A 14,283-nucleotide genomic window follows, 5' to 3' on the forward strand; every position below is an offset into this window, starting at 1 on the left:
ACCGTTGCGCGGGTTCTCACGGGTCTCACAGCCTGCCGTTCTCCCGCGCGACCTTCATGTAGAACTCCCGGGCCTCGTTCCCGCCCTGGTCCTGCCACTCCTTGACGACGCTCGACCACTCGGAGACCGGCCGCTTGCCCCGGAAGATCTCCTGCATCTTGTCCTCGATGGGCGTGACGAGCCCGGCCATCTTCGACGGCGTCTCCACCCGGAGACCCACGAACGGGTCGTTGGACAGGAGCTTCGCGGCGTTCGACTCCCAGTCGTAGAGCGACTGCACGAGGTCCCTGTACTGGCTCGTCGCGTTGGCGTTGGGCCGCCCCGACAGGAACAGGTACGTGGGCGCGACCTCCTTGCGCCCGAGCGCCGTCGTCTTGATGACGCCGTTCTCGACCGTGTAGTGCTTGCCTTCGACGCCGTTGGAGACCAGTTCGTACTCCTGCGTCCCGAACGGCGCCGAGGTCCAGTTGGCCAGGGCGAGCAGCTCGCGCGTGCGCGCGTCCCCGAGGCCCTTCTTGATGAAGGCGAACATGCTGGCGGGCTCGTTGCGCCACACGATGGGGGTGCCGCCCGCGTGCTGCGGATACGGGTTGACGATCTCCATCTTGAACTTGGAGTTGTCCGGCAGGAAGCGGTCGAGGTTCTCGTGCCAGGCGCCGAGGCCGTCCCAGTAGATGATCATCTGGCCGCTGCCGAAGATGGCCTTGTTGTCGGCGTTCTTGTTGGCCACGACGTCCGGGTGGACGTATCCGTTCGAGAAGAGCTTCGCCATGAACTCGACGTGCGCGGCCCACTCGGCGGTCTCGTACTTGTACTCGAGGGTGCCGTCGCTCTTCTTGCGCCACTCGCGCGGAGCGCCGAAGGCGCGCTGGACCTCCTTGTCCATGCCGCCGAACGCCCAGCGCTTCTTCTTCGGGTCCGTGATCGCCTTGCCGAGCGTCATCAGGTCGTCGGCGCTCTTGGGATGCTCCAGGCCCAGGTCCTTCAGGATGTCCCCGCGGACGAACGTGGCCTGCGGGAACGGGTCGTTCTGCCAGGGGATGCCCTGGAGCATGCCGCCGAAGACGCTGTACTGCCAGGCCGCCGTGTCGTAGTTGGCCAGCAGAGGGAACTCCTTGGCCTTGTCGCCGGCCAGGTAAGGGCCCAGGTCGGCGAAGAGCTTGTTGGCCGCCTCGGTGAAGTGGGCGATCTTGATGAGCTCCCATTGGGGGACGCAGACCATCTCGGGCACGTCGCCGCTGGCCAGGACGGTGCTGAGCTTCTGCCCATACGTGTTGCCGTCCGAGATGTTGAAGCGCACGACGCCGCCGAGGCGCTCGGTCATGTAGTCGTAGTAGGAGTTGCTGCCCGGCCCGGGCGGCACGGTCCCCCACAGCGGCGTCATCGCGGTCACCTCTTTGCCGCTGGTCAGCGGCTTGGTGGTGACGGCCTGCACCATGTCGGCCGGGCGGGTCAGGAAACCGGGCGCGACGAACTCGTTGCCCGGCAGGTCCGGCTTGAGCCCGGGAATATCGAACGGGATCCGCGTGGGCACCAGGCTCTTGAGCTTGTCGGCCGCCACGGCCGTACCCTTGGACAGCTGCTTCTTCTCGGCGCAGCCGGCCACCAGAACACTCGCACCGACCAGGCCGAGGAATCCGCGGCGGGACGTGTTGGTTGCCATGGCCCGCTCCCTTCTCCAAGTGGGGATGGCCTTATGAAAATTAGTTGGTATTACGACCAAACAAATTAGTAGACTGTGACCGTGGCCACAAGGGATCGCGACGTCACAGGTTGGTGCCGATGAGAAGCCGCGCGGCATCGACTCCTGTTGGTGAAGGGAGCCCGGGATGCGGCATGCTGGGGTCATCTCTTGGCGGGAACGGGGCTGATTTTGATCACTTCTACGACCGGCCCTCAGCCGGCCGACTTCGCCGACGTACGGGCCACCAACCTCGCGGTCGTGCTGCGGTTCGTCCGGGAGCACGCGCCCTGCTCGCGGGCCGACATCGCGGCCTCCACCGGGCTCAACAAGGCGACGGTCTCCAGTCTCGTCGCGGACCTCATCGACCGGCGGCTGGTCCGTGAGACGGGGCTGACGGAGAACCGGGTCGGGCGGCCGGCCACGATGCTGGTGCTGGACGGCTCGCCGTACGCCGCCATCGGGGTCGAGATCAACGTCGACCACGTGTCCGCCGTGGCCACCGACCTGGCGGGGGAGCGGCTGCTGACGTGGCGGCGCTCGTTCGGCGGCGGCGAGTCCGTCAACCAGGGGGTCGCGGGCGTCGGCGCGATCATCCGGCGGGTGGTCAACCGCATGGCCAGGGAGGAGCGCCAGGTCCTGGGCCTGGCCGTGGCCGTGCCGGGGCTGGTCGACGTGCAGGGGACCGTGCGCATCGCACCCAACCTCGGCTGGCGCGACGCCGACATCGGCGGAGACCTGACCAAGGCGCTGCGCGACCCCGGCTTCCCGATCCAGGTCGACAACGACGCCAACCTCGCCGCCCTGGCCGAGCAGCGCTTCGGCGCGCACGCGGGGGCCTCCGACCTCGTCTACCTCACCGGCGAGATCGGCGTCGGCGCGGGGATCATCCTCGACGGGCGGCTGCGCCGCGGCCGCCTCGGCTACAGCGGCGAGATCGGCCACGTCCAGCTCGATCCCGACGGTCCCGAGTGCCACTGCGGGCGGCGCGGCTGCCTGGAGGTCATGGCCGGGATCGGCGCCGTGCTGGGCAAGGACCCCTCTCCCGCCGAGATCCAGGTGGAGATCGAGGAGTCCGTACGCCTCGCCCGCGCCGGCGACCCGGCCACCCTGGCCACGCTGGAGTCGGTGGGCCGGAGCCTGGGCAAGGGCGTGTCGATCCTGGCGAACCTGCTCAACCCCGAGGTGGTGATCCTCGGCGGCTACTACGTCCCGCTGGCGCCGTGGCTGCTGCTCGCCGTCCAGGACGAGATGGACGACCGCGTGATCGCCTCCGGGTCGGGCGGTTGCCAGGTCGTCGCCTCGACGCTGGGCCACGACGCGGCCGCGCTGGGCGGTGCCGCGAGGGTGCTCGACTCCATTGATTCGGGGAGATTGCCCCGAGTCCCTTGACCTCGGTCACCGGGGAGTGCACTCTTCAGTCAACCCACCGAAATGTCCGTGTAACTTCCCCAGGCCGGTCGTCGAAGCGCTTCGACACTTTCATAGGGATGACCATGCAAGAACCCTTCCGCGACCCAGCGATCCCGATTCCCGACCGGATCGACGACCTGGTGCGCCGGCTCACCCTTGAGGAGAAGGTGGGGCTGCTGCACCAGTACCAGGCGCCGGTCGAGCGGCTGGGCCTCGGCGCGTTCCGCACCGGCACCGAGGCGCTGCACGGGCTGGCCTGGCTGGGACCGGCCACCGTGTTCCCGCAGGCCGTGGGGCTGGCCTCGACGTGGGATCCCGACCTCGTGCGCAGGGTGGGCGAGGCCACCAGCGACGAGGTGCTGGCCTTCCACCACAAGGACCCGGCGGGCGCGGGGCGCAACGTGTGGGCCCCGGTGGTGAACCCGCTGCGTGACCCCCGCTGGGGACGCAACGAGGAGGGTTACTCCGAGGATCCGTGGCTGACCGGCGTGATGGCCACGGCCTATGCGCGTGGACTTCGTGGGAGCGCTCCCGAAGTCCTCAAGACCGCCCCCACGCTCAAGCACTTCCTGGCCTACAACAACGAGACCGACCGCTGCACGACCTCCAGCAACCTGCCGCCGCGGGTGCTGCGCGAGTACGAGCTGCCCGCCTTCCGGCCCGCCATCGAGGAGGGCGTGGCGGTGGCGGTCATGCCGTCGTACAACCTGGTCAACGGCCGCCCCGCGCACCTCAGCCCGCTGATCGGCGAGGCGCTGCGCGCGTGGGCGCCCGACGACCTGCTGGTGGTCAGCGACGCGTACGCGCCGGGCAACCTCACCGCGCTCCAGGGTTACCACGACACGCTGCCCGAGGCGTACGCGCACGCGATCAAGGCGGGGCTCGACAGCTTCACCCAGGACGACGACCGCTGCGAGGCCACGCTCGGCCACCTGCGCGAGGCGCTCTCCCAGGGCCTGCTGGCCGAGGAGGACGTGGACCGGGCCGTGCGGCACGCGTTGTCGATCAGGTTCCGGCTGGGGGAGTTCGACCCGGCGACGCCGTACGACGACATCAGCGACAACGTGGTCAACTGCCCCGAACACCAGGCGCTGGCCAGGGAGGCGGCGCGGCGCTCGTTCGTGCTGCTGAAGAACGACGGGCTGCTGCCGCTCGACGGCGTGACCAAGGTCGCGGTGATCGGGCAGCTCGGCGACGCGCTCCTGGAGGACTGGTACAGCGGCACCCTCCCGTACGCGGTCACCGCCCGCCAGGGGCTGGGCGAGCGGTGCGAGACGGTGTTCTGCGAGGCCGTGGACCGCGTGACGCTGACCGCCGAGGCCGGGCCGGTGGCCGCCGATCCCGCGGGCGGGCCGCTGCGCGTGAGCTCGGAAACCGGCGCGTTCGACCTGTTCGACTGGGGTGGCGGGGCCTACGCGCTGCGGGCCGTGGCGACCGGCCGGTTCGTGTCGGTGGACGGCGTCACGCTGGTGAACGACCAGCCGGGCCCCAACGGGTGGGAGGTGCGCCAGACGTTCCGGATGGAGGAGCGGCCGCGCGGCACGCTCGCCCTGCGCCACATCTCGACCGGCTGCTACGTCGGCGCCGGCGACGACGGCGTGCTGCGCCTGGTCGACGACGCCGACCAGGCGGTCTGGCTGGCCATGGACGTGGTCAGGAGCGGCACCGACCAGGCCGCCCGCCTGGCCGCGGCGGCCGACGTGGCGGTCGTGGTGGTCGGCGACCATCCCCTCGTGAACGGCCGCGAGACCGAGGACCGCATGACGCTGGCCCTGGCCCCCGGGCAGGACGCCGTGGTGCGGGCCGTGCGCAAGGCGAACCCCCGTACCGTCATGGTCATCACCAGCGGCTACCCGCTCACCTGGACCGACGACGAGATCCCGGCCGTGCTCTGGTCGGCCCACGGCGGCCAGGAGTACGGCCATGCCCTGGCCGAGGTGCTCTTCGGCGACGCCGACCCCGAGGGCCGCCTCACCCAGACGTGGTACCGCTCCGAGCAGGAGCTGCCCGACCTGCTCGACTACGACATCATCGCCTCCGACGCCACGTACCTGTACTTCCGCGGCGTCCCGCTGCACCCGTTCGGCCACGGCCTGAGCTACACGACGTTCGAGTACGCCGACCTGCGCGTACAACTGGACGGCGACCTGGTGCGCGCCCGCGTCACCGTGACGAACACCGGCCCGCGGCCCGGCGTGGAGGTCGTCCAGTTCTACACCCACCAGCAGCGCTCCCGCGTCAAGCAGCCGCTGCGCCGCCTGCGCGGCTTCGAGAAGGTCCGCCTGGCGCCCGGCGAGAGCCGCGCCGTCACCCTGACCCTGCCGGTGCCGGAGCTGGCGTTCTGGGACGTGACCAGGAGCAGGTTCGTCGTGGAGAGCGCGCCGCACCAGCTCATGGTCGGCCGCAGCGCCACCGACCTGCGCCTGAGCGCCCGCTTCGAGGTGGACGGCGAGAGCGTGCCGCCCCAGTCGGGGCTGCTGCGCGCGGCGGCGCACGACGAGTACGACGCGATCACGTTCGTGGACGAGACCAAGGTGGACGGCGACGCCGTCAGGTCCGACGCGGAGGGCGCCTGGATCCTCTTCCGGCAGGTCGATCTCAGCGGGGCCACGACGTGCGTGGCGACGGCGGGCAGCGCGGAAGGCGGCATGATCACCATCCGCCGCGGCGACCCCCTCTACGGGGAGGCCCTCGCCACCTTCCCCGTCCCCAGGACCGCCCGCTACGCCTACCACGCCATCACGGCCTCGCTCGCGACCGCGGACGGCGTGCACGACCTTTATGCCGTGTTCGAGGACGACGGCGTCACGCTGGCCCGGCTCGACTTCGGAGCCCGGGCTTGAGCGGGCGCACGGTCACGATCTCCCAGGTCGCCAAGCACGCGGGCGTGGCCGTCAGCACGGTCTCCTACGTGCTCAGCGGCAAGCGGACGATCTCGGCCGACACCAGGCGCCGGGTGCTCGACAGCATCAGCGCGCTCGGCTACCACCCCAACGCCGGCGCCCGCGCGCTGGCCAGCAAGCGCTCCAACGTGATCGCGCTGGTGCTGCCGCTGCGGGCGGGCATGCACGTGCCCGTCCTGATGCGCTTCGCCAGCGCCGTGGTGACGGCCGCGCGCCGGTTCGACCACGACGTGCTGCTGCTGACCGCCGACGAGGGCACCGAGGGCATCCGGCGGGTGGCCGCGAGCGCGCTGGTGGACGCACTGGTGCTCATGGACGTCGAGCTGGACGACCGCAGGGTGCCGCTGCTGCGCGAGCTGGCCGAGCCGAGCGTCCTCATCGGCTTCCCCGCCGAGCCCGCCGGGCTGACGTGCGTCGACCTCGACTTCGCCGCCGCGGGCGCGCGGTGCGTGGACCACCTCGCCGAACGCGGCCACGAGGAGATCGCGCTGCTCGGGGCGCCTTCCGTGGTGTACGAGCGGGGGACGGGGTTCGCCCGGCGGACGCGCGAGGGGTTCGTGGAGGCGGTGGCCGCCCACGGTCTGCAGGGCGTCGCGCTGCCGTGCGAGGACACGTTCGACGAGGTGTACGAGACCGTACGCGGCCTGCTCCTCGACCGCCCCGGCCTGTCCGGGCTGGTCGTGCACAACGAGGCCGCGGTCGGCCACGTGCTGGCGGCGCTGCGGCAGCTCGACCGCCGGGTGCCGCACGACGTGGCGGTGGTGGCGATCTGCCCCGACGACGTGGCCGAGCGGGCCAGCCCGCCGCTCTCCTCCGTGCTGATCCCGGCCGAAGAGGTGGGCAGGGAGGCGGTCCGCCTGGTCATGGACAAGCTCGAAGGCCGCGCGGTGCCCGACTCCACCCTCCTCACCCCGCTCCTGGCCGTGCGCGCCAGCACCTGACCCAAAGCGGCGTCAAGCCTGTCCGCTTTTTCGCCTCCTGGAGTTCCGCGCCCCCTTCTGCGGGCAGGCTGGCCGAGGCGAGGGGAGAGAACGCATGACTGAGCCGCGCATGCCCCCGGGGGCCGCCGACTCGGGCTCGGCGGGGCTGACGGCCGTGACGGCCGGTGGGGTCGGGCTCCGCCACATCATTGAGGTGACCGCGAAGGAGGCCGAAGGGGTCACGGCGGTCGAACCGGTCGAGGGCGGCTGGAAGATCGGCGTCGAGGTCGTCGAAGACCGTCGCATCCCCTCTTCTGACGACATCCTCGCCCAGTACGAGGCCCGGATCGACGCGGAGGGCGGCCTGCTGTCGTACCGGAGGCTGCGGCGCTACCGGCGCTGCGACGCGGATGGGTCACCAACAGGAGGGTGACCTAGCATCGGGTGCGTGGACGACCCTGGCGCGGAGGTGTTCGAGGGGCAGCGGGCTCGGCTGTTCGGGCTGGCGTACCGGCTGCTCGGCTCCGCCGCCGAGGCCGAGGACATGGTGCAGGAGACGTACCTGCGATGGAGCCGGGTCACCGGGCCGGTCGAGGTCCCGGCCGCCTGGCTGACCAGGGTGATCACCAACCTCTGCCTCAGCCGGCTCACCTCCGCGCGGCGGCAGCGGGAGAGCTACGCGGGCCCGTGGCTGCCCGAGCCGGTGCTCACCGCCGACGGAGCGCTGGGGCCGCTGGAGACCGTCGAGCAGCGCGAGTCCGTGTCGATGGGCGTGCTCATCCTGCTGGAGCGGCTGACGCCGGTGGAGCGGGCGGTGTTCGTGCTGCGGGAGGCGTTCGGGCACAGCCACGCGGAGATCGCCGACGTGGTGGGCATCGAGGAGGCGCACTCCCGTCAGCTCCACCGGCGGGCGCGGGCGCACGTGGGGGAGCCGCGCAAGCGCTTCGAGAGCGATCAGGAGCAGCACCGGCGCATCGTGCGGCGATTCCTGGAGGCCGCCGTGCACGGCGACGTCGCCGCCCTGGAACGGCTGCTCGCCGACGACGTGGTCGCCTGGACCGACGGAGGCGGCTCCGTGACCGCGGCCCGGCGGCCGGTACACGGGCCGGCGAAGGTGACGCGCTACCTGGGAGGGCTGGTCACGCGGCCGGAGGCGGCCGGGGTGGTGGCGGAGTTCCTGGAGGTCAACGGGGAGCCCGCGGCGCTGATCCGCGGCCCCGGCGGCGACCTGCTGGCGATCATGACCATGGAGCTGGACGGCGACCACGTCGCCGTCGTCCGGACCACCGTCAACCCGGCCAAACTCGCCTTCGCCGGGGCACAGCTCGCCTGATCCGGGTGTGAGCACGATCACACGCCGGTCCTGTCACGGATGGGCGGGCTCGCCAGTTCAGGAACCATGACAGATCGCATCGTGGTACTGGGAGCCGGATATGCCGGACTGGGAGCGGCCAAGCGCGCCGCACGACGCCTGCGGGGCTCAGACGCCCAGGTGACGCTGGTCAACGCGGCCGACCGGTTCGTGGAGCGCATCCGGCTCCACCAGCTCGCCGCCGGGCAGCGGCTGCCCGACCTGCCGCTGGCCGGCCTGCTCGACGGCACCGGCATCGAGCTGGTGGTCGCCCGGGTGACCGGGGTCGATCCGGGTTCGAGGACGGTACGCCTGGACGCGCCTCCGTACGAACTCTCCTACGACGTGCTCGTCTACGCCCTCGGGAGCGCGGCGGAGCTGGACTCGGTGCCCGGGCTGCGCGAGCACGCGTACACGCTGGCCACCGCCGACGAGGCCGTCCGCCTGGGCACCCGCCTCGCCGGGACCGGCGAGGTGACTGTGATCGGCGGCGGGCTGACCGGGATCGAGGCCGCGACCGAGTTCGCCTTCACCCGCCCCGGGCTGCGCGTCTCGCTGCTGTCGGGCGGCCTGATCGGGGAGGGCCTGTCCGCGCGTGCCCGCCGCCACCTCCACCGGGCCTTCCGCCGCATGGGCATCGCCGTCCGCGAGCGCACGCCGGTCGCCAAACTCGGTCCGAACGGCCTGCTGCTGGCGAACGGGGACGAGCTGCCCGCCGAGACCGTGGTCTGGGCCGCCGGTTTCCGCGTCCCCGGCCTGGCCGCGGAGGCCGGGCTGGCCACGGACCGGCACGGACGCATGCTCGTGGACCGGTCACTGCGGTCGGTGTCGCATCCGGAGGTGTTCGGCATCGGCGACGCCGCCCGCACCCTGGACCGGAGCGGGCAGGTCGCCCGGATGGCCTGCCAGACCGGCCTCCCCATGGGGATCTGCGCGGGCGACGCGGTGGCCGACCTGCTGAGCGGGCGGGCGCCGCGGCGGGCCAGATTCCGGTACGTCTGGCAGAACATCAGCCTGGGCCGGCACGACGGCGTCACCCAGTTCACCCGTCCCGACGACAGCCCGCTGGACGCCGTCCTCACCGGCCGGACCTCCGCGGCCTTCAAGGAGACCATCGCCCGCGGCACCGTCTGGGCTATGCGCCACCCGGGCCCGTACCGGCCGTGACGGCCCATCGCTCGTGATCCCGCCACGCCCCGTCGATGAACTGGAAGCCCGGCGAATACCCCTCTCGCCGGAAGCCGGCCCGCCTGATCAGGTTCAGGGAGGGGGTGTTGGACGGCTGGATGTTGGCTTCGACGCGGTGCAGCCCCAGCTCGCCGAACGCGTACCGGACGAGCAGCCGCAGCCCCTCGGTCATGTAGCCCCGGCCGGTCGTGGACGAGTAGGCGCAGTAGCCCAGGGTGCCGTCCTGGCGGGTGCCCCGGATGATGTTGTTCAGGTTGGCCCGGCCGACGATCGCGCCGGTGTCGACCCGGCAGATGACGAACCCCTCGTTCGCCGGGTCGTCGAAGCGCGCCATGTAACCGTCGAAGGCCTCGTCGGTGGTGATGGGGGCGCCGGGCATCCAGCGGGCGAGCAGGTCGGCGCTCTCCCGGTTCAGGGCCACGAATTCCGTACGGTCGCGGTGGCCGATGCGGCGGATGCCGACGCGGGCGCCCTGGGCGAGGTAGGTCACTTATCGATCTTGTCGTAAGGCCGGCCACGACGCGCACCGCCAGGACCGGCCGTCCCACTCGACCGGGAACGGCACCGCGTGCGGGAGCGGCGCTCCCCAGACCCGCTCGCCCAGCCCGCGGCACAGCACGCTGAGCCCGGCGGTGAGACTACCCACATGCCCGACCAGAGCGACGGTCCCGCTGCCGCAGGCGGCCGGCTGACCCGGGTGGGCGGCTGTCTCGCCCGGGGGGATGGCCGGCCACCACCTCCTCCCGCAGCCCCAGCGCCCGCGCGATGATCTCGGCGGTCTGCCGGGCGCGCACCGCCGTACTGGCGTAGATCCGGGTGACGCCTTCTCCCCGAAGCCGCTCGCCCGCCTCCGCCGCCTGCGCCCGCCCCTTCAAGGTCAGCTCCGCCGGCGGCAGCGCCCCGGCCACCCCGGCGACGACGTTCTCCGACTCGGCATGGCGCAGGCACAACACGCGGACCCCCATGCGCCCGACCCTACGAGCCGGAGCCCCCAGCGCGCTCAAGACTCCGGAGAAGAGCGTCGAGCGACTCCTCGGGGGCCTGTCCGGCCGTGTCGACGAGGACGCGTTCGCGCTGCCACGGCTCGTACTCGCGCTCGACGACCTCCCGCCAGTCAGGCGGCCGCAGGTCGGGGATGTCGATCGAACGCGAGGTCACGCGGTGCCGATGCTCGGCGGGATCGGAGCAGACCACCTCCACCTCGGCCACCGGAACGCCCGCCTTGACCCCGACCTCCCGCCAGGCGTCGCGGGTGACGCCCAGCGGGTTCACCGACTCCGCGATCACCGTCAGCCCCTGCCGCAGGTGCTCCTCGGCCAGCGCGTAACCGACGACGTATCCGGCGGGGCCGACGGGGTGGCGGGCCAGGCCGGAGCGGACGATCGCCTGCTCGATGGTGTCGATCCGCACGTGCACCGCGCCGATGCGGGCGGCGAGGAGCCGGGCGAGCGTCGTCTTGCCTGTCGCGGGGAGGCCGCCGATGACGATGAGCATGCACCCCATGCTAGGAAGCCCACCTGGCGAGCGCGGAAATTGTCACTCCCGTAGTCCAAGCTGAACCCGTCCGCTCTCGCGAAGGGGTGCCGTTCGTGTCGATCCAGGTTGCCGGCCGCCGCCGTTCGGCCGCATCGCTCGCCAAGGCCTTCCCCGGCGCCGAGGTCATCGACGTGACCTCCAAGGCGGACGAGCCATGGGTGCGGCTGAGCCCGTTCTACCCGCACGGCGGCATCCCCGTCCCGCAGAGCCCGGGCGTCACCAGCCAGAGCGTCGAGGGGATCTGGCAGGCGCTCAAGGTCTTCGAGACCGCCGACGTCGACCCGGCCAAGCTCGCGATCACCACCATGGCCGGTCTCAAACGCACCGTACGCAAGCACGGGCCGGTGCGCGGCCACCGCGACGGGCTCCACGGGGACCGGCTGCTGACCTACCAGGCCGCGCGGCGCCGCATCTACCTCCCGGCCTACCGCTGGGTCCTGGAGCACAAGACCGGCGATCTCGTGGAGCGCCTGCGCCTGCTCGCCGCCGACCGTGAGGTCGTCCTCCTCGACTACACCACCAATGGCGACATCGACGACCCCGCCACCCCGCTCTCCCACGCCGCGCTCATCTGCCTGCACATCCAGGAGAAATGGCCCGAGGAAGACTGACCCGCAGTCACCATCAGGTTCCCCAGTCACTAAAAAGTGCGTTCTTCCATGTCAGAGCACGCTCTCTTATGGTTTCTGAGTAACTACAAGAGATCAAAGGCGTCCTGGTTCGGCGGACGCCCGGACAAGGAGGCAGGCGGCATGGCCATCACTCTCGTGAACCCCGACGGATTGCCCAAAATCGATGTCTACCGGCAGGTGTCGATCGCATCAGGGACGAAGCTCGTCTTCCTCGCCGGACAGGTCTCCTGGGACGCCCAGGGGGTCACGGTCGGCGAAGGCGACCTCGCCGCGCAGGTCGAGCAGTGCTACCTCAACATCGCCACCGCCCTGGCCGAGGTGGGCGGCTCCTTCGACGACGTGGCGAAACTGACCGTCTACGTCGTCGACTGGACCCCCGACAAGATGCCCGCGCTCCTGGAGGGCATCTCCCGTGCAGGTGCGAAGCTGGGGGTCACTCCGGTCCCACCGGCCACACTGCTGGGCGTTGCGGCACTGGACATCCCCGACCATCTGGTCGAGATCGAAGCCACCGCGGTTCTCAACTGAACCGATGCTCGGCGGTTCGTGATCTTCCAGCGCATAAAAGGGGATGAACCGCTCCAGGGTTCGGTGCGAGGCTGGGCTCGTGAGCGACACGCAAACCGTGGTCCTGGTCGAGGGAGTCAGTGACAAGTCGGCCGTCGAAGCGCTGGCCGAGCGCCGTGGCCGGAACCTGGCGGCCGAAGGTATCTCCCTGGTGGCGATGGGCGGTGCCACGAACATCGGGACGTATCTCGGCAAGTTCGGCCCTAACGGTCGCGATCTCCGGCTGGCCGGTCTGTGCGACGTCGGGGAGGAGGGCGACTTCCGGAGGAGCCTCGAGCGCGCCGGCCTCGGATCCGACCTCAGTCGCAGCGATCTGGAGGCGCTCGGATTCTTCGTGTGCGTCGCCGACCTGGAGGACGAGCTGATCCGCGCCCTCGGCACCGCCATGGTCGAGCAGGTCGTTGATGCCGAGGGCGAGCTCAGCTCGTTCCGCTCGCTCCAGAAGCAACCCGCGTGGCGCGGGAGGGCCACCCACGATCAGCTGCGCCGGTTCATGGGGTCAGGCGGCGGCCGCAAAATCCGCTATGCCGGCCTGCTCGTCGCGGCCCTCGATCTCGATCGCGTGCCGCGACCGCTGGACAGGCTGCTGGCCCACATCGCCGAGTGAGGCCTAACGCGCGAGCGCTCCCCGTGGGCTTGTGGGCCCAGGGGGAGCGCTCGTCGTGATTTCCGTAGGGGCTGGGGGTTACCAGTCGCCCCCGCCGAAGTCGCCGCCGCCGAAGTCGCCTCCGCCACCGCCGAAGTCGCCCCAGCCGCCGCCGTCTCCGCCGCCACCGCCGAAGTCGCCTCCGCCGCCGTCGGCGTAGCCCTCGGCATAGCCGGCGCCGTAGCCGCCGTAGCCGAAGCCGCCGCTGAGCAGGCTGCCCATCATGGTGCCGATGAACATACCGGTCATGATGTCGCCGAAGCCGCCGTAGTAGCCGTACGCGTACGGCTGGTACGCGGGCCCCGCGTCGTAGTAGGGGCGGCGCTGGCCGTCGACCATGACCTCGCGCATCTGCGGGTCGAAGCCGCGCTCCACGGCCTCGGCGTCCATCTTGCAGGCGGGCACGTCACGGACGGCGCCACCGGGCGGGGCCCAGCGGACGTCGCGGGCGGACGGGCCGTGCTGCGGGTTGAAGAAGCAGGGGGCCCGCCGCTCGGGGACCGGGTCGTTGTGGACCTTGGCCTTCACCACGGCCAGCGCGTAGCGGCCGTCCTCGAGGGTCTGGGTGACCTCGCGGACCTGCTCGGCGCGCTGGACGTTGGCCAGCTGGGTCTTGGCCTTCTCGTAGGAGTCGAGCGCCTGCTGCCACTCCTCGATGTGCTTGCCGCCCTGGCCGGCGAGCGTCACGTCCGTGTCGAGGGAGGTGATCTCCTCGCCCAGCTTGGTGACGTCCTCGTCCACGGTCTGCTTGACGGCCGCCAGGTCCTTGGCGTCCTGGATGGCCTTCTTCTTCTTGCGGTTGCTGGAGTAGAGGAAGTAGCCGCCACCGCCGACCACGACCAGGCCGCCCAGGGCGATCAGCGCGGCGGTGCCGCCGGCGCCGGGGTTGGCCTGGCTGCCGGTGTCGAGCGCGGAGCGCTTGCCGTCGACGGCGAGGTCGACGCGGTTGACGAAGTCCTTCATGCCGTCCACGACGTTGCCGGAGTTGGCGCTCACCGCGAGGTTGGCCAGCCTGCCCGCGACACCCTGCTGGCGGATGGCGCTCGAGGCCGCGAACAACGTCTCGCCGTCGAGCACGGCGAACGTGGCGCGGTTGCGGCCGGCCTTCGTGAGCTCGGAGTTGAGCGAGCTCATGTACGACGCAATCGTGGAGTTGTCCAGCGTGCCGTCGGGGAGCGCCACAGTATAGATCTTGCTCTTGGCCCCCTTCAGCGCGTCACGGATCTCATCCTGCTGGTCCGACGACAGCGGTGAACCGGACTCCACGAAAAGCGGGTCCTTCTTGTCCTTCCAGTAGGACACCACCGACTGAGCATCAGGGGGTGCCGCCGCGTTGGCGGCAGGGGACAGCGCAAGCACGACGATTAGACCGGCGATCAGAGCCGCAAGCGCGGCCCCTGCTCGGCGCAGCGAGTGGGTCATTGGCAGCAAGCCTCCTTCGCCCAT

The 14,283-nt window shown here is 71.1% G+C and carries 15 protein-coding genes; 9 read left to right on the top strand and 6 right to left on the bottom strand.

What is annotated here, in order from left to right:
* Nucleotides 1-25 precede the first annotated feature (25 nt).
* Nucleotides 26-1,663, bottom strand: a complete 1,638-nt coding sequence (locus ACWDX9_RS23055) for an extracellular solute-binding protein (protein ID WP_449957162.1) — start codon at nucleotides 1,661-1,663, stop codon at nucleotides 26-28.
* Nucleotides 1,664-1,873: 210 nt separating this feature from the next.
* Between ACWDX9_RS23055 and ACWDX9_RS23060 the strand changes: the two genes are divergently transcribed.
* The 6 genes from ACWDX9_RS23060 (at nucleotide 1,874) to ACWDX9_RS23085 (ending at nucleotide 9,435) form a co-directional block, all read left to right on the top strand.
* Nucleotides 1,874-3,073 (top strand): ROK family protein, encoded by a 1,200-nt coding sequence (locus ACWDX9_RS23060; RefSeq protein ID WP_449957164.1) that lies wholly within the window; start codon nucleotides 1,874-1,876, stop codon nucleotides 3,071-3,073.
* A 104-nt stretch (nucleotides 3,074-3,177) separates the two neighbouring features.
* On the top strand, nucleotides 3,178-5,937 hold the full coding sequence (locus ACWDX9_RS23065; protein WP_449957204.1) for a glycoside hydrolase family 3 C-terminal domain-containing protein: 2,760 nt from the start codon (nucleotides 3,178-3,180) through the stop codon (nucleotides 5,935-5,937).
* On the top strand, nucleotides 5,934-6,938 hold the full coding sequence (locus tag ACWDX9_RS23070; RefSeq protein WP_364243256.1) for a LacI family DNA-binding transcriptional regulator: 1,005 nt from the start codon (nucleotides 5,934-5,936) through the stop codon (nucleotides 6,936-6,938). The genes ACWDX9_RS23065 and ACWDX9_RS23070 overlap by 4 nt, the downstream gene beginning before the upstream one ends.
* 94 nt (nucleotides 6,939-7,032) lie before the next feature.
* Complete coding sequence (gene gvpO / locus ACWDX9_RS23075) at nucleotides 7,033-7,350, top strand: gas vesicle protein GvpO (protein ID WP_449957166.1); 318 nt, start codon at nucleotides 7,033-7,035, stop codon at nucleotides 7,348-7,350.
* A gap of 15 nt (nucleotides 7,351-7,365) precedes the next feature.
* Complete coding sequence (gene sigJ, locus ACWDX9_RS23080; protein ID WP_449957168.1) at nucleotides 7,366-8,250, top strand: RNA polymerase sigma factor SigJ; 885 nt, start codon at nucleotides 7,366-7,368, stop codon at nucleotides 8,248-8,250.
* A 66-nt stretch (nucleotides 8,251-8,316) separates the two neighbouring features.
* On the top strand, nucleotides 8,317-9,435 hold the full coding sequence (locus ACWDX9_RS23085) for an NAD(P)/FAD-dependent oxidoreductase (RefSeq protein WP_449957170.1): 1,119 nt from the start codon (nucleotides 8,317-8,319) through the stop codon (nucleotides 9,433-9,435).
* Here the strand turns inward: ACWDX9_RS23085 and ACWDX9_RS23090 are convergent.
* The 4 genes from ACWDX9_RS23090 to ACWDX9_RS23105 are packed head-to-tail and all read right to left on the bottom strand — an operon-like array spanning nucleotide 9,404 to nucleotide 10,950.
* On the bottom strand, nucleotides 9,404-9,946 hold the full coding sequence (locus tag ACWDX9_RS23090; RefSeq protein WP_449957172.1) for a GNAT family N-acetyltransferase: 543 nt from the start codon (nucleotides 9,944-9,946) through the stop codon (nucleotides 9,404-9,406). The two genes, ACWDX9_RS23085 and ACWDX9_RS23090, sit on opposite strands and share 32 nt — an antisense overlap.
* Entirely contained in the window at nucleotides 9,947-10,102 is a 156-nt protein-coding gene (locus ACWDX9_RS23095; RefSeq protein ID WP_449957174.1) for a hypothetical protein, read from the bottom strand. It lies immediately after the preceding gene.
* Nucleotides 10,095-10,421 carry a histidine phosphatase family protein gene (locus ACWDX9_RS23100; protein WP_449957176.1) on the bottom strand — a complete coding sequence of 109 codons (327 nt, stop codon included), beginning with the start codon at nucleotides 10,419-10,421 and terminating at the stop codon, nucleotides 10,095-10,097. Before ACWDX9_RS23100 ends, ACWDX9_RS23095 begins: the two co-directional genes overlap by 8 nt.
* Nucleotides 10,422-10,431: 10 nt before the next feature.
* The gene (locus tag ACWDX9_RS23105) at nucleotides 10,432-10,950 is read right to left on the bottom strand and encodes an AAA family ATPase (protein ID WP_449957178.1); all 519 of its coding nucleotides are present in this window, start codon (nucleotides 10,948-10,950) and stop codon (nucleotides 10,432-10,434) included.
* A gap of 95 nt (nucleotides 10,951-11,045) precedes the next feature.
* Between ACWDX9_RS23105 and ACWDX9_RS23110 the strand changes: the two genes are divergently transcribed.
* The 3 genes from ACWDX9_RS23110 to ACWDX9_RS23120 all read left to right on the top strand — a co-directional run bounded on the left by ACWDX9_RS23110 (nucleotide 11,046) and on the right by ACWDX9_RS23120 (nucleotide 12,798).
* Nucleotides 11,046-11,603, top strand: coding sequence for a DUF6939 family protein (locus ACWDX9_RS23110; RefSeq protein WP_449957180.1), 558 nt, complete (start codon nucleotides 11,046-11,048; stop codon nucleotides 11,601-11,603).
* A 141-nt stretch (nucleotides 11,604-11,744) separates the two neighbouring features.
* Entirely contained in the window at nucleotides 11,745-12,152 is a 408-nt protein-coding gene (locus ACWDX9_RS23115; protein ID WP_364243235.1) for a RidA family protein, read from the top strand.
* A 79-nt stretch (nucleotides 12,153-12,231) separates the two neighbouring features.
* A complete protein-coding gene (locus tag ACWDX9_RS23120; protein WP_449957182.1) occupies nucleotides 12,232-12,798 on the top strand; it encodes a TOPRIM nucleotidyl transferase/hydrolase domain-containing protein in 567 nt (188 codons plus the stop codon).
* Nucleotides 12,799-12,876: 78 nt separating this feature from the next.
* Here ACWDX9_RS23120 and ACWDX9_RS23125 read toward each other — a convergent pair whose 3' ends face one another.
* Nucleotides 12,877-14,259 (bottom strand): hypothetical protein, encoded by a 1,383-nt coding sequence (locus tag ACWDX9_RS23125; RefSeq protein WP_449957184.1) that lies wholly within the window; start codon nucleotides 14,257-14,259, stop codon nucleotides 12,877-12,879.
* Nucleotides 14,260-14,283 lie beyond the last annotated feature (24 nt).

The organism is Nonomuraea sp. NPDC003201 (genome assembly GCF_053590415.1).